The following is a 26,577-nucleotide window of genomic DNA, read 5'->3' as shown; positions in this document are numbered from 1 at the left end:
AAAAAAAAAAAAAAAAAAAAAAAAAAAAAAAAAAAAAAAAAAAAAAAAATTCAAATGAGCTTTATAAAAATATAAGATGACTTGTTTTTAATTGTGAATTTAGAAATTTTTAAAATTTTTATCGTAAGCTATAGTTCAGGAGCTGATTTTTAAAAAAATTATAATACGGATCAAAATTTTTTTATTTAAGTTTAGTTTAAGTATTTTAAGCAATTCTTAAATTTTTCTTAATTATATATAACTAAAACTTATAATTTATATTTTAGAGCAAAATTTTAAAAAAATTAAACATTGGTCTATTTTTTTAGATTTAAACAAGATTTGGTTAATTTAAAGGGGGTAAAAACGGCTTTAAAAAATTAATTCAATAAAATATTCAAAAAAAAGAATAAAATTGATTTTTAGGCATTTAAAAGCCATTTAAAAGCGTTTTTATAAATTTAGCTACTTTTTCTTTTTTTGTATGCCGCTTTTTAAAGCAAGTGTAAATTTTTTTAAAGATAAAATGCTAATTGTAGTAATAATTATATAAGCTATCTAGAATATTAATAATTAGGAGAAAAAATGGCTGAAGATTTAACTCAACAACAATTAGAAGAATGGGGATATTTAAAAGAACAAGAATTGGTAGCAAAAGAGCCATCTGTTAAAAAATACAATGCGCAAAATATTCAGCAAAATAATACACAAAAATCAGAACTTGAAGAAAACGAAGAAAAAGAAAAACAAGTACAGAAGAGTTTTAATCGCTCAAATGAAAAATTAAACAAAGATACAAGAGAAGCTTTGGGAATTTTAAGTGAAAAATTAGAAATTAATGAGCAGATAAAAGATAGACAAGATGAGCTAAATGAAATTAAAAATCCAAGAATAACAAGAGACAAAGTAAAAGATAGCATAAACGAATTAGAAAGTAACGAAGTTTTAAAAGAAAGCTTGGATATTTTAAAAGAAAAAGAACAAGTTGAAGAGCAGATAAAAGCAAAAGAAAAAGAAATTAAAGAAAAACAAGAACAAAAGACTGAAGACAAGAAACAAAACCAAGAAACACCAAAAGAAGATAAGACAAAAGAAGCCGAACAAATTGACTGGAATAAAAAAGCTGTTGAACTAGAGCTACAACACGAAAAAGAGCTAGAAGATCTAAAAGACAAACAATCAAGACTTGAAGCAAATTTTCAAAAATCAATTGATAATCTAATGAATAGCGATGGAATTACTGGAGTTATAACAGCACTTCAAGAAATGGATAGAAGCTTGGAAATAATGCTTAAACAAGGTAAAGAAGAGAGCGAAGCTAAAAATAGACAAAGAGCAGAAAAACTAGAACTTGCATTTGATAGTCCAAAATTTAAAGATGCTGTTAGTGATCTAGTAAAAGAAGTTTATGATGAAAGAAAAAAAGTAAAGGGCGGATTGGATGAAATGGAAAAAGAACGCTCAAATTTTGCAAAACTAAGCACAACATATGATAAGTTGACAAAAAATAAAGAATTAGACCTAGATGGATATCAAAAACTTAAAAAAATGATGGATAACATAGAAAAAGAAACTCCAAATTTTAAAAATACATATCCAAAAATGCATAAAAAAGTAAGTAAAACATTAGAAAAAGAAAAAGAAAACATACTCAATAAAACACTAAATAAAACAAAAGATCAAGAAAAAGATAGGTCGCTAGAAAGAGAATTATAAAAATCAATAAAAATGAACAAACAATAATAAAGGAAAATAAAATGACACCAAAACAACAAAGAGATGCAGTTGAGAAAATACTAGAAGAAAGTCAAAAGATAGTTAAGAATGATTTTTTAACTTTAAGAAAAGAATATATAGAGTTAAATCAAGGCTTAGCAGTAGCTTATGATTACGATAAAGATAAATCACAAAAATATGCAAATAACGCAAATCAAATGATAGAGCAATCAAAAAAACAAGATAGTATGGGAAAATGGGAAAGAGATGAAGACACTAACGAAAAAATACTAATTCCACACAAAGATGATGAAAAACTATATGACAAATTTAAAAAAGAAAACAGAGATCTCTATAAAAAACTAGATGATGAGTTCTCATCTATGAAAACAGAATTATCCTTTTTTAGAGATACAAAAGAAAAATTAGATGAATTTAAAAGAAACCCATCAGAAAGAAGTGGATCAAATCTTTTAAAAAATTTTATAGAGCTTGAAGAAAGTAAAGCATTCACAAAAACAGATAAGCAAGGTCAAATAAAACTAGAAACAGGAAAAGAAATCAATAAGGAAAGATTTTATAAAAACTATCCAGAAGCTACAGAAAAGCTAGAAAAAAACATAAAGATACACTTAAAAAATCAAGAAAACAATAAATACAATGAAAAAGGGAGAGAAATATGAAAAAAGTAATGCTATCTATCACCACAGCATCGGTACTTTTTTTAAATAGTGCAACTGCAAGTGGAATACCAACAATTGATGTTGCTGCAATTGCCCAAGCAGTAACTGGATACACACAATCTCTAAAAGATTACGCAGAGCAAATAAAACAATATGAACAAATGGTAAAAGATACTCTAAATTTTGAAAAACAGATGAAAGAATTTGGAGTTGATATGAATGATGTTAATCAAATTTTAGGTGATGCAACAAAGATGATTGATGATATGAAAAATATATATAGTAACGTACAGAGTATCCCTGAAGATATTATGGGCGATATTGCAAGGGTTAAGACTGCTTGTTCATTTTTAGAAACAAATAGTCAGTTCTTTGGTCACACTGTAAAAACATCAAGCTCAAAGATAAAAGACAAAGTCAATCAATGCACCTTTGCTTTAAGAAATGGGGCAAATGTAAGCAAAAGCATAGAAGAAATTACACAAAAGATGAATGCATCACTTGATCCAATAGAAAGAGCAAACTACAAGGCTCAAATAACGAATATAAAAAATGCTGAAAGATTTTTGCAAGAAAGAAGTAATATAGAAAAGACAAACACTCTCCTAGCTTTTGAAGATACTTTTAACAACGCAGATAAAACAAATAGATACTCAAAAGCAAGTATGCAAAATGACTTTAAAATTTTAGCCACTCAGCTAAGCAAGGCGAATAATCAAAAACAAGCCCAAGCACTCACAAATTCTATACTACTTAAAATTTTAGAAAATTTACAACACCAATATGAGCTAAACATAAACTATACAAGCACTATGGCAACAGCAAGTAGAGGGCTAAGTGAGCAAAACAACTTTAAAAATATGGATGAAGCTAGTTTTGATCAAACTGTAGTAGAACATAAGCGAAATGACACATTATTTGAGCCAACAACAAAACAGCTTCCAAAAGATGAACTAGGACTACCAAAATTCATCTTTAAAAAAGATAATTAAAAAGGGAAAATAATGAATAAAGTACAACTATGTGGATATTTAGGGCGAGATTTTGAATTAAGATACAGTAGTACAACTGGCAATGCAGTAGGTATAAATTCGCTTGCAATAAGTAAGAGATTTAAAGACAATAGTGGACAAGAAAAAGAACGAACTGAGTGGATACCAATAAAGCTATTTGGCAGAACTGCCGAAGTTGCAAATCAGTACTTTAAAAAAGGATCTCAATTTTTATGCTCAGGAGAGCTATATACTGATGATTATGTTGATAATAATGGAGTTACTAGATATACATGGGGTGTTAATGTCAAAGAGTTTTATTGGTTAAATAATAAAAGGGAAAAAGAAGAAGTAGATGCCAATGTAAATTTAAAACCAGCATTAGATCAAGAAATTTATAATGATGACTTTAAAGAAGAGCTAGAATGATGTTTAAAAAAGATAACTCAAATATAGAAAAAAAGTTAGATGAGATAATCATTGCCATTAAAGACTTAAATAATTCTATTTTAAATTTAAAAATGAATGGAGTCAATGAAGCATATAATCAAAACATTTATCGTGGTAATATGTACCAATTTACAGATATGTTATCTCAAACATTAAAAGAAATAAATAGCAAGATAGAAGATAGAATAATTTACTTAAAGGAACAAGAATGAAAAAACAAATTTTAACTATAGCTTCAGCTTTAATTTTAGCAAGTAGCCTAAGTGCTGGGGATATGTTAACAGGAGACACAAAACTTGCTTGTGAAGCAATTTTATGTTTAAGTAGTGGCACAAGACCAGGAGAATGTAGTCCAAGCATTAATAAATATTTTAGTATAAAACACAAAAAATGGAGCGACACTGTAAATGCCAGGAGAAATTTTTTAAGACTCTGCCCAGTAGATGGAGCTGATGAAAAAGATCCAGTCTTTGCTGATTTAAGAGACAATGTACTTCCAAATGTAGACGCTAGAAAATGCACAGCAGATTATATTAACAATCATCCTGAAACAAAATGCGTAAAAGAAAGTTGTGGCGAAAGGCGTTGCAGATGTGTAGAGTATGAGTATAGACCAGCAACAAAAATGCCAACAGGATGCGAAGCATTGATCGCACACTCATATACAAATATCCGACCAGTAAATACTTGTGGAACTACAAGATGGTATAGCGAGAATGAGTGGAATGGCGGAAAAATAAACATAAAAATATCAGAAGATGAATTTAAAAGGCTAAAATCAAAAGGAGCTACGAATATAAGCTCATATGCTAACAATAGTAAATTTTGTAGAAGAAATAAAAATATGAATTTTTGTAATAGTTTCTACAAATTTGATGGAATTAAAAAGGATTGTTGGATAAATAGGGATTAAGATGAGCATGTATCCTCCAGTAATTATTGAAGTAGAGAAAGAGATAATAGACGATTTATCTGATTTTTTAGCTGAGTATAAAGTTATAGATACTTTAGACATTATAGAAAAATCTAAAGCTGATAAATTTGAACCCATAGTTTTAGAAAATTTTGATAATTTTAAAATGCACGGTGGAGCTGTAACTTATTATAAAGCACACTATAGCAATGAAAAATTTACTGATATTTTTAATGGCAAATTTAAAGAAATTGATGAACTTATAGAAAAATATAAAAATGATGAAGTGTTATATATAATCTATGTGTGGGATACAATTTACGCAAAGGCTTGGGAAGTAATCAACAAGGAATAAAAAATGCAAAAAGAAAGGGAAGAAAAACTCAAAGGACAAATTAAGACCTTAAAAGAAATCAGTGCAAAAAAATCCAAATCCCAAAAAGAAGCAATTAAAGATTATATAGGGATATTTTATTCAAATATTTACAATACGACAAGGGGCTGGGAAGCTATAAACAAATTTCCACAATACATATACAAAAATGTTAATGAAAATAAAGCAGAAAATGCATTTAAAGAGACCTTAAACGCTATTACTAAAGCAGATGGTGTTAAAAACCTGCAGTTAGCTCTGTATAAAAATATGTGCAGTTTAGAAGTAAGCAAAGACAAAGATGAACTAACAATTAATATACTTCCCCTTTCTTCAAAATATAAATTTGAAGATGGAAAAATTGGCTCACAAAGACAGGGGGATGATGAAGCAATAACACTTAAAAATTTAACATTTCACAAAAACGAAATGGATAAAATAAATTATAAAAATTTTACAAAAGAAGTAGATAATTTTATAAAAAATATTGACAAATATATACCGTTAGTTGAAAAAGAATTAAATAGCATAAAAAAAGAAGAAGTAAAAAGTAAAGAAATAAATAGCAATAAGGTGGAAATACAACCAAACAAACAAAATTTAATAGAGCTACCACTAGATGAAATTTTAATAAAAAATGGATACTACGAAAAAAGAAATAAAAGTAGTCGTAATTATAAAACACTTACAAACGATCAAGATGATACAATCATAATATCAAGACAATCAAATGGGCATTATCTGTACTTTAATCCCAACGATGACAGCGACAGGGGAAATATATATAATTTTACAAAAAATCGTGGCATAAGAGCAAATGATCTACTAAGTAGTGAAAATATAGATATAAATAAGTTGAAAAGTAGTGTAGAGTCAATAACAACTATATCTCAAAGCAGTAGAAAAGCAATAGAAAACTATAAAAATTTAGAACAAATAACAGAAAATTCATTTTTAACTACAGCAAGAAAAATAAGTCCTGAAATTTTAAAAGAATTTAATGATTTAAAGCAAGATAACAAATACGGCAACGCAGTAGTTCCAAGTTATATATGTAAAAATTATTCATACAAAGATAGCGAAATTCAGCTTTTAATACAAGCAGGAAGCATAAGCTACCTATCAAAGCCTTTAACACAAGATACACAAGGAAAACTATATGATAAGCCGATTAAACAGCTTTGTAATGGAAGTAAAGGATTAGAAATTTTAAAAGCCAATGATTCGCAAAAAAATTTAAAAGATTTTAAAAATATAGTTATTTGTGAGAGTATGATAGATACTTTATCATACTGCGAATTAAAAGGCTTAAATTTAAAAGAAACTTTATTGTGCTCAACAAATGGTCAAATAACAAGTAGTCAAAAAGAAGTATTTAAATTTTTAAATGAAAAAGCAGTAAATGCGAATATCATACTAGGCTTTGATAATGACAAAAAAGGGAAAGAATTTGATGTGATAGCAAAAGAAATAATCCCTAGAGCCACCACTGACAAAGCGATTTTAAAGGATTTTAGCGATGATTTAGTGATAGGCAAAACATTAGGGCTAAGAGCCAATGAAATCAGTAAAGAAAGCCTTACAAAGCCATTAAATGATTTTAGTAAAAAGGTTGAGTACTTATCAAAAAAGTACGAGTTTTTAGAGCCACAAGCCAAACATGAAAGAGTAAAAGAATTGTTTGGATATAACATTCCTAAATTTAAAGATATTGCACCAAAAATACAACCCTTAGCAGGTATGAGAGATTGCTTTAAAAGATTAAAACTTTTAGAAAACAAAATAAGTAACGAATATTCAAGAAGAATATAAAATAAGAGCGTTAGGAAAATCCCAACGCTATTGGTTTTTGTGCGTTCATATTATAGCTAAAAATTAGCCAAAATACAACAATTTTAAAGAATAAATTAAGAAAAGAAAAAAAGGAAACTTAATGGATAAAAGTTATAATAAATTTGAACGAGCATATGAGATCATGACGGAGCTCATAAAAGAATCACCCCTTCCATTAGACCAAGCAGAACTCAAAAACATAGAAACAAAAGAGCTAGAATATTTAAAAAAATCACTTGAGCTTATGGCTTATTATTTACACACAATAGGATTTGAATTTAAGGGCATAACAGAAGAAATACTAATTCCATTATATGAAGAGATAGAAAAAAGAGAAATACATAAAAATAAAAAAGGGGAAGAAAACGAGAAAAATTACTGATATTTGATTCACAAAACAACTGATAACAAACTATATTTTAACTTTAAATAAACTCATAAATAAACTTATTACAGACTAATAAAAAAACTCAAAATTAAAACTTACTATACACTAATAATAAACTGATTTTAATAAAAAATACAAGATTTAATAGTAAATTTAAGTATATAAAATTTAAAAAAGGGAGAAAGAAACAGAAGATAAAATGATTGTTGTATAAAACGATCGGTTTTTTAGCTTTAAGATATAATTAAGTTTTAATAAATGAGCTTTTATTCCCTTTTTATCGTGCTTTACTACTGATTTGATAAATTTAAAAAATTACAAAATGTCCCTATTGGTTTATAATAACAATCAAATACTTAAAATCAAAAGTAAGCAATGAGTAGAAGTTTAAAGATTAAAGTTAAAATTTATTATAAACTACTATTTAACTGATTTACAAGCTATAAAAAAACTACTTTATAATACTAATATAGAACTTTTAAAAAACTGTTTTATAATACTAATATAGAACTATTTTTAAACTAACTTTTATCTAAAATATAGTATAATTTTGCAAAAGTTAAAAATAAAATTATATTGATATCCAAATAAGATGTGCTATAATTTTAAAATTTAAAAAAGGAAAAGAGTGATGAATAAACTTAAAATTTTAAGTTCAATGGTCTTAATAGGATTTGTTTTATTAGGATGTAATGGAGAAGGAGAAGTTAGCAATGGATTTGTTAAATTAGAAAATACAAATCCAACCATAAAGCAAGAAAATTATGATGCTATGATTAATAAATTAAAAGAAAAAATTACAAACAAAAACTTTGAATTTTACCATGCAGAAACATTGTTTAATGGCGAAAATTGGAAAAACTATACGTCTGAAGATGCGTTTGGAAAATTTACAGCGTGGAAACAACAAGGCAGGTTAATAAACGATCAAAATCTTGTCGTTGTTGTAGTAGATAAAAACAATAACAAAGTGGGTTCTGCATATGAAATAAAATGTTCAAAATATGGAAAATTTGAATGTGATCCTGATCATATAATAGTAGTGCCAAACGGAAAATAATTTTAAATATAGGATAAAAAAGATGATTTTAACAAAGGATGCTATATTAAAATATCTATCAGAGCTAAAACCATACCTTCAAAAAGATGGCATCAAAGAAATTGGCTTATTTGGAAGTTACGCTAAGGATTATGCCGATGAAAACTCAGACATAGATATAGTTATCTTAGCAGACAAAAAGGAGTTTTTAGAAAGATTAAACGCTTTTAAAGCACTTGATTATTTAAATAACTTAAGAAAGCAAATATCAAAGAGATTTCATAAATCTGTTGATATTTGTGATTTTTATTCAGAGCAAAAAATGAAAGAAAATAAAATAGTAAAAGGAGCAATTTATGTCTAAGGCTATTCGCAGACTAGAAACAGCAATAGAAAAAATAGAAGCAATAGAGCAAATTTGTAGCATTAATGGAGTCACAAAAGCCCTAGAAGATGAGTCAATACTAAAACCAGCAATAATGAAACATTTTGATGTAATTCATCAACAATTTAAAAAGCTAGAAAAAGACCAAGAATATAAAGTTTTAAGTAAATTTGACAAAGTCGAATTAAGGGGAGTAAGAGATATGAGAAACATATCTTCCCATGATTATGATAATATACAAAACGAAATTGTAGAAGAAACGATACGCAAAGATTTACCTAAACTCAAAGAAAGCATACAAGAAGTTTTAAAAGAAACAAAAAAAGAGCTATGTAAAAATTTAGAGAAAAATATTGATTATTTTACTAAAAAACAAGATATTTTAATGCCACAAGCAAAAACAGATCTTATAAAAAATATTAAAAAAGAGTATGAAAAACTGCAAGAGTATAAAATTGAACTAGATAAGCCGTATAGCGATAAAATAAAAAACATTATTAAGGAAAATTCAAAAGAAAATCAAAGATAAAAAGGGAAAAAACTACTCCCTTCCAATATCTCGCTTGGTTTCAGTTCTACTTTTAATTTTTGATTTATCTCTTTTTATGTCATGGCTAAATTTAGCCTGTAAATCAGCTTCTTTTTTGATTTTTAAAAGCATTTCATTGGGCTCTTTATTAAGCAGTTTTACGCCATGAAAATACTCCTTAAGTAAAAACTCATCCCCTTTTAATTTTTCACTTTTTAAAAGCCTTTTGGCAGTGTATTCAAACCTCTTCTCGCACACATTAGTGATAAATTCTTTATTATCATTGAGCCTTTTTTTTAAATTCTTTTTTTTCATTTTCTCCAAGTTCTGAATGCTCTAAAATATATAAATTTTTATCCAAAATTTCAAGCTTTTTACCAAGTTTAAAAAGGCTTTCATTGGAGCCTAACATACGAGTAATAATCAAGCTATCATCAAAGTATTTTTTAGCATCATCATCTTTTTTATTACGAAGCACAGCAATAGCTCTTTTAACTTTTTTAGAATTTTCAAAATCAGCTTTACTAGCACCTTTATTTTTAGGATGGAGCTGGTTGTAATTACGGTTAAAATTTTCAAGTAAAGTAAGAGCATTTGATCTGTCTTTATAATTTTCTAACTTCATATCATTAAGCCTAGTAGCCTCAAATGATAATTTATTTATTTTTTTAATCTCAGCTAAAATTTTATTTTGTTTATCTCTAATCTCTTTATTACTGGCTTTAAGTTCCTTAGCAAGTTTAAAGGCTTTTTTATTTCTTTTTTTAGAGTATTGTAAAAATAAATTTAAAAGCTCTTTATTGGCTTTTTTAAGTTTTTCAAGTTCATCATTCATAGCTTCAATACGGCTAGATGTGGCTTTATATTTTTCTTTATTTTTATCCTCCATTTTAAAATAATAATCTTGTAATTTATCTTTTGCGGTATAGTCATCAACTTCAAGATTAATATTTGATTTTATATTGTTAAACTCACGCTTTAAATCTTTTTGTAAGAAATTTTTATTTTCATAATTTAATCCACGAGCAGATAAAGCATAGGCAAAATTAGTCCTAGCATCATCAAAAAAATCTCTAATCTCGCTTTTTGAATTAAAGTGAATTTTTTTATTTGTAAATTGATTTCTTTTATTTAAAATAACATGCACATGTGGATTGTTTTGATGAGTGTGTAAAACAAAAGCGTACTTATGACCTGCAAAATTTGTTCCAAGCACATTTTTAACGCTATCTTGTAAAGCCTTTAAAGTTTGTTCATCACTACAAGACTCTTTTATAGAAAACATTAAATGCCATGCATCTTTTGAGTTTTGATTTTTTCCAAAATCTTTCTTCCAATCAGCCATAACTTCATCAGAGCTTACTCTCTCCCCTTTTTCATTTATGGCGTATCCATCAAGTGAATTTTTAAGAGCATAATCAATGCATCTTTTAATAGAAGTTTGTGGTAAATTTGAAATCATTTTAACGACAGATTGTTTAGAAAATTTATTTTTTGAAAAATTAATATGAGTTCTAGAAAACCCTCTACCGCTTCCAAAAGAAACATTTTTATGTTCAGATTTTATAAATTTAGTCCGACCAGCTCTTATAGCTTTTAACTCATCAAAATATTTATTCCAATCAATACTACTCAAAAAATTCTCCGGAAAATAAAAATAAAAATTTGAAATAAAAATTTATTTGTCAAAAATGTTAGCGTAGAAAAAGTTAAAGAAAAATAAAAGCAGAAGTAAGGCAGGATAACCCCCTTTGTATGTCGCTTTTTAGCATAAACGCCTAAAAATAGGCATTTATAGCTGATTTTTGAAATTTTAGCAAATTTCAAAAATAAAATAAAAAGTTGTGCTTTTTATTTTTTAAGTAATCAAAGTATTTTTTAAAAAAAATTAAAAAATAAAAATAATATTTGTAAAAATTTTAAAGAGCTATTAAAAATTAAAAAAATATGAAAAAACAAAAATATGAGTAAAAAATTAAAATTAAGTAAAACAAAAAAAGTAAGAAAAAATAAAAAAAATATGAAAAAAATACATCAGGACATTTTGTAAAAGAAAAATTTTTAAAAAAATTCAAGCAAATGCCGATAAACTAATTAAATCAAAAAAATTAAAAGTAAATAAAATCTTAAATAAAAATAAAAGCAATCTTTAAAACAGCGATTAAATCATACTTTTAAAAATTCAAATTACAAAATGTCCCTTTAATGAATTTGATATAGTGCTAATTGAAATTTAATTCAAAGGAAAAAAATGTTAAAAATAATTAAAAAATTATACTGGTTTTTAGTTTGCTCTCCTGTACTTCTTTTTAGTGCTCCAACAGGTGGTAGTGGTACAAATATTTTAAAAACCATAACAACTTCCGCAAACGAACAAATCACAGAAGCTGGTAGTAGTTTGGCAAGTATAGTAAATACTGTATCAATTGTCTTCGGTGTTCTTTGGATAATAATTATGCTATTAACTGCATTTTTTAACATTGAAGCTATAAAAAATCATGCAAAGCTTTTGTTTGGTGCATTAGTGATTATTGGTATTGTTTATGGATTATCTGCAGCTGCAATGTAGAAGAATAAAAAATGATAGTAACTAATTGCTATATGGATCTAACTAAAAAAACAAAAATAGCAGGACTAACAACTACAAGCTTATTTATTTTAATAATATTTGGGTTTATAGCTTGGTTTGTTCTTATTTTATATTCATTAGTTGCTGTAGCAATTGCTTATTGCTTCTTTTTTATTTTAGAATTTTTTGATGAAGATATCTATGAGATAATCGGCTCAAAAATGAAAATACCACAAAATAAATTTTACGCATAGGTTAAGTCATGGCTCGTGGAATAATTGATGTAATAAAAGACTGGAAAAACAAAAAACAAAAAGAAAAGATATTAAAAGAAATAAATAGTAGTGAATCTGATGTAAAAAATAGTCTCAAAAAATCAGATGAAAATTTATTAAAAATAAATATTTTAAATAAAAAAGCGGATAAGCTAATAATGCTTAAAGAGCCTGAAATTTATACACTTGCAAAAGAAAATAATATTGCTTGTAAATATGGCGATGATGTAATAATCACAAAAGATGGCAACGCAACTATAGCTGTAGAGTTAAAGGGAACAAGTTATGCAGGGATAAGCTTAGATGATGAGACCGATTATCTGCTTAATCGTGTTATGTTTTTTACAACACTAAAAAACGATGTAGAGATAAATCTAATAATTAAAAAAGATAAAAAATACATAGAAAAGATAAAAGATAGAGACATAAATCCATATGCAAAAGAGATAATAGAAAAATGGGAAAGAGATCAAGATATTTATTCCATCAGATATTTTTTAATTATCTCAACGATTACGAAAAATATAACAGGAGTACTTGAAAGCTTTAAAACAAAGATGACTGTTGAAGAAAGTGGTGAAAGTAGCGAGAGTGTAAATTTAAAGCAAAAAATGGAGCTATTAAATGAAACACTTTTAAATATAAATAATTATTTATCAATTTATAGCCCACGCCAAATGAGCGCTGATGAAATTTTAAATTTTTATGCTACATACTCAAACGCAAAAGATACAAATTTAAAATATACAAACGAATTAATTACAGATTGCTATATAAGCTCATATGTGGAATTTAAAAAAGATTATATAAAATTTTATAGAAATGATGGTTCCGTAAAATATGGAAGATTTATAAGTGTAAAGGCATATGAAACAGAACAATTAAAATCACTAATTACAACAAATTTAATCAAGAGCAATAATGAATTTATGGCAATGATTTATTTAAAAGCCTATGAAAAAAGAAAAGCAATTAAAAAAATAAAAGATACAAAAACATTCTCGGTTGACTTAGTAAAAGCAGAACTTGATGAGTTAATGGAACTAGTTCAAGCAGATAGAGAAAACCTTGTTCAAACAAGTTTTTCTGTGTACTCTTTAGCTGATGATTTAAAAGAATTAGAAGCTAAAACTAATGAACTAAAAAACATACTTGAAAATCAAGGATTAAATGTCGTAAGAGAAACTATCAATCAAAAGGCTTTATATTTTAGTTTTTTTCCTAGTAGGGGAAATTTAAACGCAAGAAAAAAGACTTTAAATATAAGCAATTTATCTACAATCGCAAATTTTGAAAATGAAGTAACAGGTTTTAACAAAAATGATTGGGGAGATGAAGCAGTAACTACATTTAAACATATCAATGGAACGCCATTTTTATTCAATTTTCACTTTCAGCCAGACGGAGACAAACCAGCAGGACATACAATGATAATGGGGGGAACTGGAAAGGGAAAAACAACACTAGCTGAGTTTTTAATGATGAATTTGTTTAAGTATCCAATAAATATATTTGCGATGGATAAGCTTCGTGGTATGAATAATTTTACAAACTATATGGATGGAGAGTACCATGATAGCGAGAGTGAAAGCTTTAAATTAAACCCATTTACGCTTCCAGACACTAATGAAAACAGAGAATTTTTAAAAACATGGCTTAAATTTATGGCTGAAATTAAACCTGATGAACATGATGAAAAAAAAGATATAAATAGCACAGTAGATAGACTATATGAAATGAAAGAATCAGATCAAATCCTAACTCTTAGCGATTTTATTGACTCACTTCCAGTTGATGGTGATGGAAAATCGAGACTAAAAACAAGATTTGATAGTTATAAGGACTCAATATTTGACAATAAAGAAGATGCTCTAAATTTTACCAAACAGCTATCAGTCTTAAACATGGACGGAATACTAACCAATAAAAAAATATCAGCCCTAACAGCGATTTATATATTTCACAAGCTTAAAAATCAAGCCAAAAACAGCGATAAGGGATTTTTTTGCTTTATTGATGAATTAAAAGATTATTTGCAAGATGAGACAATGAGAGAAAAAATACTTGAAAGCATACTAGAAGTTAGAAAAATAGGCGGAGTAATGTGCATGGGTTTTCAAAGCTTAAGCCTATTTAATCAAATTGATAATGGCTCGTCTTTTCTAGATAACATTGCAAATTTTATTATTTTTCCAACAAATAATGCAGAAGCACAAGCTGAAATGCAAAATATGCTAGGACTAGCACCAACAGAGATTAAATTTTTAAATGAAAGTAGCTCAAATTCAAGAGAAGTTCTTTTAAATATGAAATTAAGAAACGAAAGTGCAAAACTAAATATAGATTTATCAAGACTTGGTAAGTATATAAAAGCATTTTCATCAAGTAAAAATAATGTAATTTTAATAAGAAAGCTTAAAGAAGAAAGTCCAAAACACTGGCGAAAAATATACTTAGAACAATCAAGTTAAAAAGGGGTAAAGAATGGGTAGAGTTGTAGTTATTATGGCGTTTTTAATGTTACTTATGAGTGGATGTGCTGATAAGCCAAGCAAGATAGAAAAGATAAGCCCTTGTGCTTATTGTGATTTTTCAAAATAGGATTAAAAATGGCATTTGATGATAAAAAAGTAGACCCAAATTTTATTTTTAAAATGGAGCGAAATATAAAAGCATATATGTTTTACATCATAATTGCTCTATCAGTAGTGAGTGTAAGCCTATCAATTGCCATAGCACTATTAACACCACTAAAAGAGACAAAGCCTGTGCTTTTAAAATTTAGTGAAGCAGACTCTAGGTTTGTAACAATGAGTGATACAAATTTAAATGTAAGAAGTGATGAACAGCTATTAAAAAGCATTCTTGCTGGATATGTAAAAAATAGGGAGATGATAAATAGAATTGATGATATAGAAAGATACAACGAAATAAGAGTTCAAAGCAGTAGACAGGTATGGGAAGCATTTCAAACACTAGTAGCCGATCCAAGTTCAATTTATACCACAAAAAACTATTATAGGGATATTCAAATTATTAATGTAACGCTCTTAAGCCAAACAATAGCAACGGTTGACTTTCAAGCAATAATCACAAATCCATCAGAAACTGAAAAGACATATATGAAGTATAGAAGTGCAATAGAGTATGACTTTGAAAATCAAAGTGGAAATTTTAAGGACAATATGCAAAATCCAACAGGCTTCAAAGTCAGTCAATATAAAGTTACACAAATAATAGAAGAGAGTAAAAAATGAGAATAGTCAAATTATCATTCATAACACTTATAGCCTTAAATTTAAACGCTCAAGGGCTAAGTCAAGAACAAATCAATGAAGTTAAAGCCATCATGAAACAAACCCAAGAGCTTGTAGATGAGCAAAAAAACACACAAACAAGAATGGGAGAAGATATCTTTAATGATAAAACAAAAGACATAAATAAAAATGTTCAAACAAGTATGGGTGTTAATCCTTTAGGATTATTCGGCAAAGAAGAACATCCTCAAATAACAAATTTAAAAGAAAACTCACAATTTCCAAAAGAAGAGTATATAGGTTTTGAAAACTCAGTAGCAACCCCACCTAGAGAGTATAGCAAGGATGAGCTAGAGATTATGCAAAGTGCAATAAGAACTCAAGACTTAAAAGCACTACAAAAGAAATTCCACTCAAAAAAATATAGCGGATATGAAAACACAACTACAATCAACTATATAAAAAATAAAACACATAAAATAAGAACACGCCACGCAATGGCAACAACGATTATATTTGAAAGTCCAATAGAAAACTACATACTTGGAGATAAAACAGGCTTTAAAGCAGAAATTGTGCCAAATAAGGAAGATGCAATAGCTATAATTCCACAATTAATAGGTATTGATACAAGTCTTACAATTTTTACAAGAGATGGAAAAATACATACATTTTATCTGTTTTCAACAGATTATAGAAATTCAAATGATCCAAGTTTTGTAATATATGTACAAGATGAAGAGACAAGAAGAATAAAACAAGCAAAAATAGAAAAAGAAAGTAATGAGTATAAAATCATAAAAGATGGAATAGCAGAACTTAAAATCAAAAAAAGCGATATTTATAGCGGATATGTACAAAAAGCCGAAAAAGAGAATGAGTGGCTATTATCAGCTGAAATTTTTGATGATAAAAAATTTACATATTTTAAATACCCAAAAGACGAAATGCCTCAAATTCCTGCAATTTTTGCAGTTATAGATAATCAAGATAGTCCAGTAGAAACAAGGGTAATAGGAGACTATATAGTAGCTGAAACAGTAAGCCCTAGATTTACTATTAAAAGTGGAAAAAGTTATGTGTGTGTAGGGCGAAAGGAAACAAAAATAGAGAAAGATCGCAAAGAAATAAGAAAAAACCTAAATAGAGCAAACCAAAATAAAAACGATAATTTTTTAACACCAAACAAAGAAAAACAAAAAGAAACTATTAAAAAACTAAGGGGATTTTAAATGAAAAAGGGAAAAAATTGGCTGTTTTTTAGCATTTTTATCTTGTTATCTCTTCCCCTTTTTGCAGAAGAGCTAAGTGATGAGCAAATAAGAAATTTACAAAATGAAAAAGATTTAAACCATCTTTTTGAAAATTCAAAATTTCCAGTTGATGATTATATTTATAAGGCTGGAAAGAGAAAGCCAAACCAAGAAAGCCAAGATTTAACCGAAATTTTAAAACAAAAAGCAGATGAATTACCACAAGCCCCAAAATCAGTAGAACAAATAGCAAACGAACAAGAGCAAATGGTACAAAGAGCTAAAGAAAAAGAAGAAGAGCTAATAGAAAAACAAGCAAATTTAAAACAATCTATGCAAATAGATAGCCAAACTGCATACGAAAATAAGATGAGAAGACTACTAAGAGCTCAAATTTTAGCCAATAGAAACAATGAAATCAAAAATGCAGATCAAGCATCTTCTAGGTATGGAGTAGATGGCTTTTCCAATCAGCAAAGCATAGATATAAGCACAAATGAACATAAACTATATAGAACAATAAGAGCTGGACGAATGATACCTGCAATTTTAACAACAGCTATAAGTAGTGATTTAAGTGGAATAGTAACTGCTCAAATAGAGCAAGACATATATGCAACTATGGGTAGAGCTGTATTGATACCTCGTGGAAGTAAGGCTATAGGTTTCTATGAAAACAATACAGAAATAGGACACGAAAGACTAGAAATTAGATGGAGAGAGATAATTACGCCACAAGGTATAAATATTTTACTAACAGACGCACTAATAGCAGATAATATGGGAATGGCAGGAGCAGTAGGAGCAGTAAACAATAAATACTGGGAGAGATATGGCATACCTTATACGATTTCAACACTTACAAACGCACTGCTTTTAGTAATTGCTTCAAAGGTTGATAAGGGTGGTAGTTCTTATACACAAGAGATATACTCAGACTCAAGAAGCGATATAGGAACAGTAGTCCAAGATATGATACAACAACAAAGCAAAATAAAACCAACAATTGAAATCCAAAGTGGTAGTAGGATATTTTTAGTGCCAACAAATCATATGTGGTTTAGCAAACCAAAAAATGGAGAAGTATTGATGAAATACTTTGAAGAGTAATAAAAAACAAAAGGAAATAGAAATGCAATTTGAAGATTTACAAAACAAAATAGAAAAAGAAATAGAAAACAAAAAAGCATACGACAAGGTTCTAAGCAAAATAGCAACCCAGCTAAAAGCTACAAAAAAGGCAGAAACAACATACAACAAAGAAAAAACTAAACTTGAAAATTTAATTATTGAAAAAGAAAAACTAACAGAACCAATCCAAGAAAAAGAGCAATCGAATGAGTGAGAGTGTAATCCTTAATAATATATTAGGAGTATTAAAGCCATATCTAAATTTAAAGGCAAATGAGCTTATTTTTAATAAGCCTTGCGAAATAAATATAGACTATGGTGACCACTGGGAAATAGTAAATGATCCAAAACTTAATTTAAAATTTCTAAATAATTTCCTAGTAGAACTTGCAACAAGGAGAAATCAAAGATTTGATGAAACACATTGCCATCTCTCATGTGAGCTTCCAAATCCATTTCTAAGATATAGAGTTCAAGCCCAACACAAATCAAGCCTATTTAATAGCGAAATAGCAATATGTATAAGAATACCAAGTAAAGAAAATTTTAAATTAGAAAGTTTTATTCTAAGTGATAAAGTAAAAAAAGATGGTTGGGATTATGAAAAGATAAAAGAGCTAATTAGACAAAAGAAAAATGTACTTTTAAGTGGTGGAACAGGAAGTGGAAAAACAAGCTTTTTAAACTCACTTATGTGTGAAATTGATCCAAATGAAAGAGTAGTAACAATTGAAGACAGTCAAGAATTAAAAGTAGAAAACATAAACAAAACCCAACTCGCAGTTCCAAAAATAGCAAATGAAATTTATAGCTATCAAATAGCAATAGACAACGCTATGAGATTAAGACCTGATAGATTATTCTTAGGAGAAATTGACATTAGAAACACTTTTTCATTTTTAAGAGTAAATAACACAGGACACGCTGGAAATTTAAGCACTCTACATGCAAATAGCCCAAGAGATGCAATAAAAGCTATAAAAACAAACATAATACTAGGCGGTGGATTATCAAGCGTAGATAATAAAATGATTGATAGCCTAATAGAAACTGCAATAGATTACATTATACAAATAGCTAGAGTTAAAAATACAAGAGTAGTAACTGACATTCTAAATTTAAAACAGGATTTAGAAAGGATTAATGCATGATAAGAACAAGACATGCTATATATCTAACCCAAGCTGATGATAGAATTTTAAGAAGATTAGCAAAAGAGCGAAATCAAAGCAGATCCGCAGTCGTTAGAAAATTACTCCAAACTTACAAATATATAGAGAATTTAAAAGAGATAGAGGCAAATAACAAAATAATAAGTGGATATTTAAAAGAATTTACCCACATTGGAACAAACATAAACCAAATAGCCTACCACTTAAACGCAAACATAATAAGGCACGAAGAAGCAAAAACAGACCTAGAAAAAAGTATAGTAGAACTCATTGAAAAAATTGAAGAATTAAGTGAGAAAGTAAAAACGCTAAAAATTGAAATTAATGTAGAGCATACAAAAACCCCAAGTAAAGTAGAAGAAAGGGAAGAAGATGGACGAGCAGAAATTTAGCACTAAAAAGTGGATAGTCATTTTTATTACATCAATCATTATGGGAATAGTTGTATATTTAGCTATGGTTAAAATTATTTTTAATCCTGACCTAAAATATGTTCCAATAGTAGCCCTTAAAATTTTAAATAATATTGGAGAGCCAATGCTTAAATTAAAAGCATATGTCGCACTCTTAATGTTAATAGCACCATTTTTACTATGTGTGATATGGTGGATGATGCCATATTTAACAGATAATGAAAACTACGGCTCTGCTAGATTTGCCACACCAAGCGATTTCGAAAAAATGAAAATAAACTACAATAAAGGGCTAGTGCTTGGATGTATGGATATAAAAAGTGAAAATCCTAAATTTATAAGAGCAACCCAGCCTCTATCAACACTAGTAGTCGCACCTCCTGGTTCAGGTAAAACTGCAGGTATGATTATTCCAAATTTATTAAGTGTTGAAAATTCATGCTTGGTACTTGATATTAAAGGTGAGTTATATGAAAAAACAGCTGGATATAGACAAAAATACTTCAATAATGAAATTCAGCTTTTCTCCCCCTTTAGTTGGGATAATACATTATTTTTTAATCCATTTGACAACTCAATTGTAAAAGATATGCAATACATCCATATGAAAAAACTAGCAGAACAGATAGCTTCTACAATTTTTATAGGGGAAAAAGGGCAAGAAAATGATCACTGGATAGTATCTGCAAAAACTATGTTTGTATTCTTTGCCGAATATTTTATGCAAAAAAATAAACACACCACACTAGCACAACTCGCACAAGCTCCAAAAGCTGATTATTTTGATTATCTTGACGAAAAGTTTGGCGAAGAAGCCATGAAAGAAATAGATGAAGATGACCCCGACAAACCAAGAGAAAGAGATTATGATGTAGATACTTTTAAAATTTGGCTAAAACAAACTAGTTTTGATGAAAGCATAGATGAAACCACAAGAAATCAAGCAAGAGCTTACTCAAAAGCTGCAGAAAATGAGTTTGCAAGTATCAAATCAACTTATGATACATTTATGAAAGTTTTTAGTAATCCACAAGTAGCAAGTGCAACAAGTATGATGAGTTTTGCTTTTGAAGATTTAAGAGAAAAAAGGCTTTCAATGTATGTTGTAGTTCAAACAGAAGATATGGAAATCTTAGCTCCATTAATTAGAATTTTTATAGAAACACTATTTAAAAAATTAATGAGTGGACAAGAAAACAAAGATCCTAATAAATTCATATATTGTTTTTTAGATGAATTTGTAAGATTTGGAAAAATGCCATTTTTACTAGAAGCCCCTGCACTATGTAGAAGCTATGGACTGCTTCCAGTATTTGTAACTCAAAGCTATGAACAAATCAAAAAATACTACGGCGAAGATGATATGAACATCGTAAAAAACAATAGTGGCTATCAAGTTATTTTTAATATGAATAGCGATAAAGATGCAAAAGATACGAGTGAGCTAATAGGCGATTATACAAATATAAAAATTAGCAAATCGCAAGGCAATATGGATCTATTTAAAAGTAGCATTTCAAAAAGTAAAGAAGGTAAAAAGCTAGTTACATCCCAGGACTTAAAAAATCAAGATAGCAATGACATTCTAATACTGGTAAAAGGCTTTTTTAAACTACCAATAAAAGCTAAAGTTCCTTATTGGTTTTTAATAAAACAATGGAGTGGAGCTGATGGGATAAAAGTAGTCCAAACAGATCAAGAAGAGTCGCAAGAAGAAGAAACCAAAAATGAATCAACCAAAAAAGAAGAAACAGAAAAAGAAACCATAAGCTCACAAAATAAAGAAGTAATAGAAAATAAGCCAACCCAAGCAGATGAAAAAAAAGTGCAAAGAGACGAGCTACTAAAAGCTTTAAAAATTAAAGTAGAAAAGGATTAATATGCGAATTTATATAGCCACACCTTACGAAGCAATGCTAAAAAAGGCTTTAGCTTAGATGAAGTTATAAAAGAAGCTAAAAAAGGGATAAAAAAGGCAAATAATTACTCTAATCTAAGTTTTAATACAAAATTTAAAATTTAGATTAGAGCCTAAAAACTCTAAAATCTATCCTAAGGAGTAAGAGATGACTTATAAAGAAAAGCTGGAGCAAGAAAAAGCATACAAAGAGTATGAAAAACATCTTGCCGAACAATTTGAAACAAGCGAAGATGGTGAGTTTGAAATCAGCGATGAAGAGAGCCAAGAGTGGGATTATTTAAATAAATCCAATCAAAGCTTAGAAGATTTTGATGAAAACGAACCCAACACAGACTCATAGCCCAAAAGTTATGAGTAAATAACAGATGTAAAGGAAATAAAATGGCAAATGCAAAAAGAAAAAGCTGGGAAGAAATGAGCAATGCTGAGAAAAAAGAGAGTTTTGATAAATATGCAAAATATAAGCTATTTGAAGCACATAAAACTGGAAAAGCTGATTGGCAAAAGAATATGACCAAAGAAGAAGTTGACAACACAATTCCTTACAACGCCTCAACAGGCAAAACATATTCAAGAGAGACCAGTATGCTTTTAAGAGCTGAAATGGCAATAAAGGGATATGAAAAAGCTCAGTTTGTAACTATGGAACAAGGTAACATGATGGGTGGAACATTAAAGTACAAAGTTAACGAACAAACTGGAGAAGTTCAAAAGACCAAAAATGGCAAAGATGCAAGAGTTGAAGGTGTTAAAATGCTATATATTGCTGATTATGAAATGAAGCCAAAACTTGACAAGAATGGTAAAGAAATAAAAGCATTTGTAAAAGATAAAGATGGAAACGAAGTAATTAGCAAACAAACTGGTAAGCCAATAGAGTATACAGTAAAGGAAAAAATTCCAATAAAGCCAAGACTAGAAACCAAAACTCTTTATCATGTAAGCCAGTTTGATGATTTGGATAAAACAAAAATCAAAGAAAGAGATTTAAGTACAATCCAAAAATACAGAGAACAGGCCAAAACTCAGTTATATGAAGTCAAAATTGATTATGGTAAAAACCTAGGAATAAGTGGAAATTTAGAAAAACAACTAAATCACTTAACCATAGCACAAAATAAAGGCATTGATTACTACAATCCAGCACAACTAGACATGTCAAAAGAAAAGCCAAAAATAAGGGCTAAAAAGCAAGATAAAGGCATGGAAAGATAAGGCAAGTATGAAACTTAGGATAGGTGGGGCGAAAGCCCCAAATTTAAAAGGGGAAAAATGCTAAGCGAATTTTTAAATTTTTTAGGACTTGATGATAATAAGGTCTATAAAAACAAACTAACAAGCAAAAATCATGCTGATATGTTAGATGATCAGCATACAGAAGAATATGTAGTAGAAATGAAAAGTCCTCATTTTAAAGAAGAAATAACAACAGAAATAATTATAAAAAATGATAAAAAGATAGAAATTAAAAGAGTAAAAAATATAGAGCCATTGAGTAATGGAAAAACACTAGTATCAACAAAAGTGTATAAAAAAGATATAACAAGGGCATAAAAATGGCAAATGAAGTATCAAAAGAGCTACTTACCGACAGCAATTGGATAAATAAAACCCAAAATGTTATGCAAGAAAATGTAATGGGGTTATTTGATAAATTTTATCAAGGGGCTCACGGCATAGTATATTCATCTGGAGTTACAACGATAATTATATTAATTATAATATGGTGGCTACTAGATAAACTTAAGCACGGTTACCCAACAAGAGAAGAGACATTTGGTGCAATAAAATACACAATATCGCTTTGTATAATTTATGCATCACTTAGTTCATTTAATGCATATACTGGGATTTTATATCTTTTAACAATTCCTGAAAATATTGTAACTGCAGTAGTTAGTTCAATTTATCAAAGTCAAGACTTTGGAGAGATAGTAACAGAGTCCATGAATAGAGTAGATAAATTAAGAACTATGATGTGGGATTATGGAACATCAGAATACTTGAAAGATTCTGCTTGGGATTTTGGTATTTTTAAAATTAATAGCCCAGCCGATTATTTAATAGCAGGTGTAGTAACAGCATTTTTAATGATACCGTTTTGGATATTTTATATAATATTTTTTATTCTTTTAATTGGAATTACAATAGTTATATTTTTTAGTAAATTTACAGCATTTTTGATAATGTCAACACTTCCTTTGGTTATTCCATTTTTAATATTTACGAGATTTAGACCATATCTGTGGAGTTGGTATAAGCTTTATTTATCATATGCATTTATTGCACCACTTGCATTTATTGCTTTAAATTTAGCAATGAATCCAATAACTAATTTAGAAAAATTTGAAAGTAATATTGCAGAACTATTTTTAAAGCAATATGAGTATTTAATTACAGGTGGGATTACTTGTCTAACTGCAATATTTATATTAAAAAGAATACCAAGCTGGATCAATGCAGTTCTTGGAACACAAATGGAAAGTGGAAGTGGTGGGGTTACAGCAGGAGCAGTAGCTGGTGGAATAGCTGGAAAAACAGTACTTGGTGGAATGGTTGGAAAAGCAAGTGGTGGAAGTTTCTTCCTTGGAGCATTGAGTAGCTTTGGTAGAGCAACTGGTGGAAGAACTTTAGGGCAAATAGGAAAAACAGGAATTGATGCAGGTGTCAATGTAGGAAAAGATATAGGAAAAGTTTATAAAACATTTAGGGGTGGATACGCTACACCATAATTTAATAACAAAGGAGCAAAAATGACAAGCAGTGAATATGGAAGCATTAGTATAAATACGAAAGAATTTGAAATAAAGTTCTCTAATAAAAAGAGTTTTGATGATTTTTTAATTTTATATTATGAATTGTTAAATGCAAATATAAAAGGTAAAAAAATAGAAAATAGTGAAATTAATATAAGACATTTTTACATATTTTTATCAACATTTTTAAGCAATTACAAATAAATTTAAAAGGAGCAAAAATGAAATTTACAATTACAATTAAAGAGAATAAAGAAATATTAAAAAAGTATGAAATTACTAGCTTAAGTGATTTAATAGATTTATGCAAACAATATAATATTAAAATGAGCCAAAAGCCTTTTAATTTAAAAGAAAATAAAAAAAGCTTCGATGAATTAGCTAATCCTAAAAATGAATTTTTTGCAGAATATAAAGGCGAGAAAAGAGCTGGTAGAGCTGGTAATAAAAGGTGGCTAGGAAGCAATAAATTTGATAAAAATTTAATTATTGGAGTTTGTAATACTATCAAAGGTTTTTGTTTAGATGAATATGGTGTTCCAAAATACGAAATAAATTTTAAAGAAATAGTTCAAAAGGATATATGATGCAAAACACAATAATTATAATCGAAAGTCCAAATAAGTGCGATAAAATAGCAAAAATTACAGGTGCAAAGGTATATGCCACAAAAGGACATTTTAAAACTTTAACAAAAGAGATAGTAAAAGACTATCAAAGCTATGAGCCAGTTTTTGAATTTAAAGATAGCAGTGTAAAAAGCAGAATGAATGTAGTTTTTAATGACTGCAAAGGTAAAGATGTAATAATTGCAACAGACCCTGATAGAGAGGGATATGGCATAGGCTATATGGTTTATGAAGTTATTAAAAACATAGCAAAAAGTATTAAAAGGGCAGAATTTCATGAGATAACAGAAAGTGGAATTAAAAAAGGACTTGATAAAGCTGTACCATTTGCAAACTCAAATTTAAAAGAATTTGATAGCTTTAAGGCAAGAGCAGTTGGCGATAAGCTTGTTGGGTTTATAATGAGTCCAAAATACATAAACAAACTAAATGACAAAAATATTAGTGTAGGAAGAGTTCAAACTCCAGCACTTGCTTTGATAGTTAAAAGAGAGTTAGAAATTAAAGAATTTGAAGCAAACCCAGCTTCAAAGCAAATAAGCTATAAAATCAAAGCAAAACTAAAAACAAAAGATGGTGTGGAATTCATAGCAGTAAATGATAATGTCTTTCCAGACAAAGAAGAAGCAGAAGCAAAAATAAAAGAATTAAACACAAGTACTGCAAAAGTGTATCAAATAGACACAAAACAGAGCCAAATAAAGCCACCAGCACCGCTAAGGACAAGCCAATTACAAGAATTAGCAAATAAAAAATTAGGTTTTAGTTCTGATAAAACAATGGGACTAGCTCAAAAATTATTTGAAAAAGGATTAATTACATATCATAGAACAGATAGCAATACAATATCTGATGAATTTATAAATGAAGTAAATGCTAAATTTAAAGATCAAGAGTGGTATGAAAAAAGGGAATATAAAGCAGGGGCTCAAAGCCAAGCTGAAGCTCACGAAGCTATAAGAATATCGCATGTGCATGAGTATAGTGAAATTAATGAAATAACAGTAAAAGAAAATGTGAGTGATGATGAAAAAGCGTTATATGAGTTAATTTATCTAAATTCGATACAAAGCCAAGCAAAAAATGCAATTAATGAAAATACTACCTACGATATAAGCATAAAAACTATAAGTTTTAAAACAAAATCAAGTAAATGCATTTATAAAGGCTTTAAAGGGGCTTTAAAAGAAGAAATAGAAGATGATGAAGATAAAGACAAGGAAACACTAGAAATAGCCTTAAATTTAAAGCAAGGCGATGAATTAGAAATAGTAGGCTTTGAGCTTGGAGAAGTTAAAAAACAAGCACCACAACGATATAAAGAAAGCAATTTTATTTCCCTTTTAGAAAAAGCAGGTATCGGAAGACCTAGTACATATGCTACATTTTTACCGATTTTACTAAGAAGAGATTATATAGAAATTCAAAAAAAGGGAAAAAATGCAAATATAGTGGCAACAAATAAAGGTATAAATTTTATGCAGACCATCATGAGTGATGATGAGTGGGTATCTCAAAGTGAATTTACAAAACAAATGGAAAGTGTGCTAGATGAAATAAGCGATGGAAAAGTTGGATATTTAGATTTTATAAAGCCACTACATGAAAAAATGGGGTTTGAAGAACCAAGCAGTGGAGAAACTAAACCACCAAGCCAAAAGCAACTAGAATGGGCTAAAAACCTAGCTACAAATTTAAACATAGAACTGCCAAAAGATATAGAAAAGAGTTGGAAAGTATGTTCTGATTTTATAGAAAAAAATAAAGATAAGGATATTCGTCCACCAAGCGAGAAACAACTTGCATTAGCAAAAAAGTTGGCACAAAGTAATAATGTTGAGCTCCCAAAAGATGTAGAAAAAAATGTAAAAAAGTGCTCTAAATTTATAGATAAATATATAAAGAAAAAGTAATAAAAAAG

The 26,577-nt window shown here is 28.5% G+C and carries 31 protein-coding genes; 29 read left to right on the top strand and 2 right to left on the bottom strand.

Features of this window, described 5'->3' with window-relative positions; genetic code table 11:
• Positions 1-564 precede the first annotated feature (564 nt).
• The 12 genes from O6B72_RS05460 (at position 565) to O6B72_RS05405 (ending at position 9,280) form a co-directional block, all read left to right on the top strand.
• Entirely contained in the window at positions 565-1,695 is a 1,131-nt protein-coding gene (locus O6B72_RS05460) for a hypothetical protein (RefSeq protein ID WP_269492459.1), read from the top strand.
• Positions 1,696-1,736: 41 nt separating this feature from the next.
• Complete coding sequence (locus tag O6B72_RS05455; RefSeq protein ID WP_024962967.1) at positions 1,737-2,378, top strand: hypothetical protein; 642 nt, start codon at positions 1,737-1,739, stop codon at positions 2,376-2,378.
• On the top strand, positions 2,375-3,370 hold the full coding sequence (locus O6B72_RS05450) for a type IV secretion system protein (RefSeq protein ID WP_024962968.1): 996 nt from the start codon (positions 2,375-2,377) through the stop codon (positions 3,368-3,370). Before O6B72_RS05455 ends, O6B72_RS05450 begins: the two co-directional genes overlap by 4 nt.
• A gap of 12 nt (positions 3,371-3,382) precedes the next feature.
• Positions 3,383-3,799 carry a single-stranded DNA-binding protein gene (gene ssb, locus O6B72_RS05445; protein WP_011991597.1) on the top strand — a complete coding sequence of 139 codons (417 nt, stop codon included), beginning with the start codon at positions 3,383-3,385 and terminating at the stop codon, positions 3,797-3,799.
• On the top strand, positions 3,796-4,032 hold the full coding sequence (locus O6B72_RS05440) for a hypothetical protein (protein WP_269492458.1): 237 nt from the start codon (positions 3,796-3,798) through the stop codon (positions 4,030-4,032). Before ssb ends, O6B72_RS05440 begins: the two co-directional genes overlap by 4 nt.
• Complete coding sequence (locus tag O6B72_RS05435; RefSeq protein WP_244079015.1) at positions 4,029-4,733, top strand: TrbM/KikA/MpfK family conjugal transfer protein; 705 nt, start codon at positions 4,029-4,031, stop codon at positions 4,731-4,733. The genes O6B72_RS05440 and O6B72_RS05435 overlap by 4 nt, the downstream gene beginning before the upstream one ends.
• 1 nt (position 4,734) lies before the next feature.
• Entirely contained in the window at positions 4,735-5,088 is a 354-nt protein-coding gene (locus O6B72_RS05430) for a hypothetical protein (RefSeq protein WP_065844265.1), read from the top strand.
• A 3-nt stretch (positions 5,089-5,091) separates the two neighbouring features.
• Positions 5,092-6,918, top strand: coding sequence for a DUF3991 and toprim domain-containing protein (locus tag O6B72_RS05425; protein WP_269492457.1), 1,827 nt, complete (start codon positions 5,092-5,094; stop codon positions 6,916-6,918).
• A 121-nt stretch (positions 6,919-7,039) separates the two neighbouring features.
• Positions 7,040-7,321, top strand: a complete 282-nt coding sequence (locus O6B72_RS05420) for a hypothetical protein (RefSeq protein ID WP_269492456.1) — start codon at positions 7,040-7,042, stop codon at positions 7,319-7,321.
• Positions 7,322-7,958: 637 nt separating this feature from the next.
• Positions 7,959-8,387 carry a hypothetical protein gene (locus O6B72_RS05415; protein WP_269492455.1) on the top strand — a complete coding sequence of 143 codons (429 nt, stop codon included), beginning with the start codon at positions 7,959-7,961 and terminating at the stop codon, positions 8,385-8,387.
• A gap of 22 nt (positions 8,388-8,409) precedes the next feature.
• On the top strand, positions 8,410-8,730 hold the full coding sequence (locus O6B72_RS05410; RefSeq protein ID WP_269492453.1) for a nucleotidyltransferase family protein: 321 nt from the start codon (positions 8,410-8,412) through the stop codon (positions 8,728-8,730).
• On the top strand, positions 8,723-9,280 hold the full coding sequence (locus O6B72_RS05405; protein WP_269492452.1) for a HepT-like ribonuclease domain-containing protein: 558 nt from the start codon (positions 8,723-8,725) through the stop codon (positions 9,278-9,280). Before O6B72_RS05410 ends, O6B72_RS05405 begins: the two co-directional genes overlap by 8 nt.
• Before the next feature lie 12 nt (positions 9,281-9,292).
• Here O6B72_RS05405 and O6B72_RS05400 read toward each other — a convergent pair whose 3' ends face one another.
• Positions 9,293-9,595 (bottom strand): hypothetical protein, encoded by a 303-nt coding sequence (locus O6B72_RS05400; RefSeq protein ID WP_269492450.1) that lies wholly within the window; start codon positions 9,593-9,595, stop codon positions 9,293-9,295.
• On the bottom strand, positions 9,561-10,916 hold the full coding sequence (locus tag O6B72_RS05395) for a relaxase/mobilization nuclease domain-containing protein (protein WP_269492449.1): 1,356 nt from the start codon (positions 10,914-10,916) through the stop codon (positions 9,561-9,563). Before O6B72_RS05395 ends, O6B72_RS05400 begins: the two co-directional genes overlap by 35 nt.
• Positions 10,917-11,531: 615 nt before the next feature.
• Here O6B72_RS05395 and O6B72_RS05390 point away from each other — a divergent pair.
• The 17 genes from O6B72_RS05390 (at position 11,532) to O6B72_RS05310 (ending at position 26,569) form a co-directional block, all read left to right on the top strand.
• The gene (locus O6B72_RS05390) at positions 11,532-11,849 is read left to right on the top strand and encodes a hypothetical protein (protein WP_269492447.1); all 318 of its coding nucleotides are present in this window, start codon (positions 11,532-11,534) and stop codon (positions 11,847-11,849) included.
• 11 nt (positions 11,850-11,860) lie between these two features.
• Positions 11,861-12,103, top strand: coding sequence for a hypothetical protein (locus tag O6B72_RS05385; RefSeq protein WP_269492446.1), 243 nt, complete (start codon positions 11,861-11,863; stop codon positions 12,101-12,103).
• Positions 12,104-12,111: 8 nt separating this feature from the next.
• Positions 12,112-14,595, top strand: coding sequence for a VirB4 family type IV secretion/conjugal transfer ATPase (locus tag O6B72_RS05380; protein WP_269492445.1), 2,484 nt, complete (start codon positions 12,112-12,114; stop codon positions 14,593-14,595).
• Between the two features lie 138 nt (positions 14,596-14,733).
• Positions 14,734-15,381 carry a VirB8 family type IV secretion system protein gene (locus O6B72_RS05375; protein WP_269492444.1) on the top strand — a complete coding sequence of 216 codons (648 nt, stop codon included), beginning with the start codon at positions 14,734-14,736 and terminating at the stop codon, positions 15,379-15,381.
• Complete coding sequence (locus O6B72_RS05370) at positions 15,378-16,613, top strand: TrbG/VirB9 family P-type conjugative transfer protein (RefSeq protein ID WP_269492442.1); 1,236 nt, start codon at positions 15,378-15,380, stop codon at positions 16,611-16,613. Before O6B72_RS05375 ends, O6B72_RS05370 begins: the two co-directional genes overlap by 4 nt.
• Positions 16,614-17,744 (top strand): DNA type IV secretion system protein ComB10, encoded by a 1,131-nt coding sequence (locus tag O6B72_RS05365; protein ID WP_269492441.1) that lies wholly within the window; start codon positions 16,614-16,616, stop codon positions 17,742-17,744.
• A gap of 22 nt (positions 17,745-17,766) precedes the next feature.
• Complete coding sequence (locus O6B72_RS05360) at positions 17,767-17,979, top strand: hypothetical protein (protein ID WP_025803834.1); 213 nt, start codon at positions 17,767-17,769, stop codon at positions 17,977-17,979.
• Positions 17,972-18,916, top strand: a complete 945-nt coding sequence (locus O6B72_RS05355) for an ATPase, T2SS/T4P/T4SS family (RefSeq protein WP_269492440.1) — start codon at positions 17,972-17,974, stop codon at positions 18,914-18,916. Before O6B72_RS05360 ends, O6B72_RS05355 begins: the two co-directional genes overlap by 8 nt.
• On the top strand, positions 18,913-19,329 hold the full coding sequence (gene mobC / locus O6B72_RS05350) for a plasmid mobilization relaxosome protein MobC (protein WP_024962954.1): 417 nt from the start codon (positions 18,913-18,915) through the stop codon (positions 19,327-19,329). The genes O6B72_RS05355 and mobC overlap by 4 nt, the downstream gene beginning before the upstream one ends.
• On the top strand, positions 19,310-21,229 hold the full coding sequence (locus tag O6B72_RS05345) for a type IV secretory system conjugative DNA transfer family protein (protein ID WP_269492438.1): 1,920 nt from the start codon (positions 19,310-19,312) through the stop codon (positions 21,227-21,229). The genes mobC and O6B72_RS05345 overlap by 20 nt, the downstream gene beginning before the upstream one ends.
• Positions 21,230-21,416: 187 nt before the next feature.
• Positions 21,417-21,611, top strand: coding sequence for a hypothetical protein (locus O6B72_RS05340; RefSeq protein ID WP_269492437.1), 195 nt, complete (start codon positions 21,417-21,419; stop codon positions 21,609-21,611).
• A 41-nt stretch (positions 21,612-21,652) separates the two neighbouring features.
• The gene (locus O6B72_RS05335) at positions 21,653-22,486 is read left to right on the top strand and encodes an ArdC-like ssDNA-binding domain-containing protein (RefSeq protein WP_269492436.1); all 834 of its coding nucleotides are present in this window, start codon (positions 21,653-21,655) and stop codon (positions 22,484-22,486) included.
• Positions 22,487-22,543: 57 nt separating this feature from the next.
• Positions 22,544-22,825 carry a hypothetical protein gene (locus O6B72_RS05330; protein WP_269492435.1) on the top strand — a complete coding sequence of 94 codons (282 nt, stop codon included), beginning with the start codon at positions 22,544-22,546 and terminating at the stop codon, positions 22,823-22,825.
• A 2-nt stretch (positions 22,826-22,827) separates the two neighbouring features.
• On the top strand, positions 22,828-24,003 hold the full coding sequence (locus O6B72_RS05325) for a type IV secretion system protein (protein ID WP_269492434.1): 1,176 nt from the start codon (positions 22,828-22,830) through the stop codon (positions 24,001-24,003).
• A 21-nt stretch (positions 24,004-24,024) separates the two neighbouring features.
• A complete protein-coding gene (locus O6B72_RS05320) occupies positions 24,025-24,231 on the top strand; it encodes a hypothetical protein (protein WP_269492433.1) in 207 nt (68 codons plus the stop codon).
• 17 nt (positions 24,232-24,248) lie between these two features.
• Positions 24,249-24,614, top strand: coding sequence for a hypothetical protein (locus O6B72_RS05315; RefSeq protein WP_269492431.1), 366 nt, complete (start codon positions 24,249-24,251; stop codon positions 24,612-24,614).
• Positions 24,614-26,569, top strand: a complete 1,956-nt coding sequence (locus O6B72_RS05310) for a type IA DNA topoisomerase (protein ID WP_269492430.1) — start codon at positions 24,614-24,616, stop codon at positions 26,567-26,569. The genes O6B72_RS05315 and O6B72_RS05310 overlap by 1 nt, the downstream gene beginning before the upstream one ends.
• Positions 26,570-26,577 lie beyond the last annotated feature (8 nt).

The sequence above is a fragment of the Campylobacter ureolyticus genome (genome assembly GCF_027277485.1).
Classification (GTDB): Bacteria; Campylobacterota; Campylobacteria; order Campylobacterales; family Campylobacteraceae; genus Campylobacter_B; species Campylobacter_B ureolyticus_B.
This window is presented reverse-complemented; position numbering and strand designations above follow the sequence as displayed.

Coding starts and splice junctions, on each gene's coding strand:
- O6B72_RS05460 (WP_269492459.1), top strand. CDS start 565: ATGGCTGAAGATTTAACTCAACAACAATTAGAAGAATGGGGATATTTA.
- O6B72_RS05455 (WP_024962967.1), top strand. CDS start 1,737: ATGACACCAAAACAACAAAGAGATGCAGTTGAGAAAATACTAGAAGAA.
- O6B72_RS05450 (WP_024962968.1), top strand. CDS start 2,375: ATGAAAAAAGTAATGCTATCTATCACCACAGCATCGGTACTTTTTTTA.
- ssb (WP_011991597.1), top strand. CDS start 3,383: ATGAATAAAGTACAACTATGTGGATATTTAGGGCGAGATTTTGAATTA.
- O6B72_RS05440 (WP_269492458.1), top strand. CDS start 3,796: ATGATGTTTAAAAAAGATAACTCAAATATAGAAAAAAAGTTAGATGAG.
- O6B72_RS05435 (WP_244079015.1), top strand. CDS start 4,029: ATGAAAAAACAAATTTTAACTATAGCTTCAGCTTTAATTTTAGCAAGT.
- O6B72_RS05430 (WP_065844265.1), top strand. CDS start 4,735: ATGAGCATGTATCCTCCAGTAATTATTGAAGTAGAGAAAGAGATAATA.
- O6B72_RS05425 (WP_269492457.1), top strand. CDS start 5,092: ATGCAAAAAGAAAGGGAAGAAAAACTCAAAGGACAAATTAAGACCTTA.
- O6B72_RS05420 (WP_269492456.1), top strand. CDS start 7,040: ATGGATAAAAGTTATAATAAATTTGAACGAGCATATGAGATCATGACG.
- O6B72_RS05415 (WP_269492455.1), top strand. CDS start 7,959: ATGAATAAACTTAAAATTTTAAGTTCAATGGTCTTAATAGGATTTGTT.
- O6B72_RS05410 (WP_269492453.1), top strand. CDS start 8,410: ATGATTTTAACAAAGGATGCTATATTAAAATATCTATCAGAGCTAAAA.
- O6B72_RS05405 (WP_269492452.1), top strand. CDS start 8,723: ATGTCTAAGGCTATTCGCAGACTAGAAACAGCAATAGAAAAAATAGAA.
- O6B72_RS05400 (WP_269492450.1), bottom strand. CDS start 9,595: ATGAAAAAAAAGAATTTAAAAAAAAGGCTCAATGATAATAAAGAATTT.
- O6B72_RS05390 (WP_269492447.1), top strand. CDS start 11,532: ATGTTAAAAATAATTAAAAAATTATACTGGTTTTTAGTTTGCTCTCCT.
- O6B72_RS05385 (WP_269492446.1), top strand. CDS start 11,861: ATGATAGTAACTAATTGCTATATGGATCTAACTAAAAAAACAAAAATA.
- O6B72_RS05380 (WP_269492445.1), top strand. CDS start 12,112: ATGGCTCGTGGAATAATTGATGTAATAAAAGACTGGAAAAACAAAAAA.
- O6B72_RS05375 (WP_269492444.1), top strand. CDS start 14,734: ATGGCATTTGATGATAAAAAAGTAGACCCAAATTTTATTTTTAAAATG.
- O6B72_RS05370 (WP_269492442.1), top strand. CDS start 15,378: ATGAGAATAGTCAAATTATCATTCATAACACTTATAGCCTTAAATTTA.
- O6B72_RS05365 (WP_269492441.1), top strand. CDS start 16,614: ATGAAAAAGGGAAAAAATTGGCTGTTTTTTAGCATTTTTATCTTGTTA.
- O6B72_RS05360 (WP_025803834.1), top strand. CDS start 17,767: ATGCAATTTGAAGATTTACAAAACAAAATAGAAAAAGAAATAGAAAAC.
- O6B72_RS05355 (WP_269492440.1), top strand. CDS start 17,972: ATGAGTGAGAGTGTAATCCTTAATAATATATTAGGAGTATTAAAGCCA.
- mobC (WP_024962954.1), top strand. CDS start 18,913: ATGATAAGAACAAGACATGCTATATATCTAACCCAAGCTGATGATAGA.
- O6B72_RS05345 (WP_269492438.1), top strand. CDS start 19,310: ATGGACGAGCAGAAATTTAGCACTAAAAAGTGGATAGTCATTTTTATT.
- O6B72_RS05340 (WP_269492437.1), top strand. CDS start 21,417: ATGACTTATAAAGAAAAGCTGGAGCAAGAAAAAGCATACAAAGAGTAT.
- O6B72_RS05335 (WP_269492436.1), top strand. CDS start 21,653: ATGGCAAATGCAAAAAGAAAAAGCTGGGAAGAAATGAGCAATGCTGAG.
- O6B72_RS05330 (WP_269492435.1), top strand. CDS start 22,544: ATGCTAAGCGAATTTTTAAATTTTTTAGGACTTGATGATAATAAGGTC.
- O6B72_RS05325 (WP_269492434.1), top strand. CDS start 22,828: ATGGCAAATGAAGTATCAAAAGAGCTACTTACCGACAGCAATTGGATA.
- O6B72_RS05320 (WP_269492433.1), top strand. CDS start 24,025: ATGACAAGCAGTGAATATGGAAGCATTAGTATAAATACGAAAGAATTT.
- O6B72_RS05315 (WP_269492431.1), top strand. CDS start 24,249: ATGAAATTTACAATTACAATTAAAGAGAATAAAGAAATATTAAAAAAG.
- O6B72_RS05310 (WP_269492430.1), top strand. CDS start 24,614: ATGCAAAACACAATAATTATAATCGAAAGTCCAAATAAGTGCGATAAA.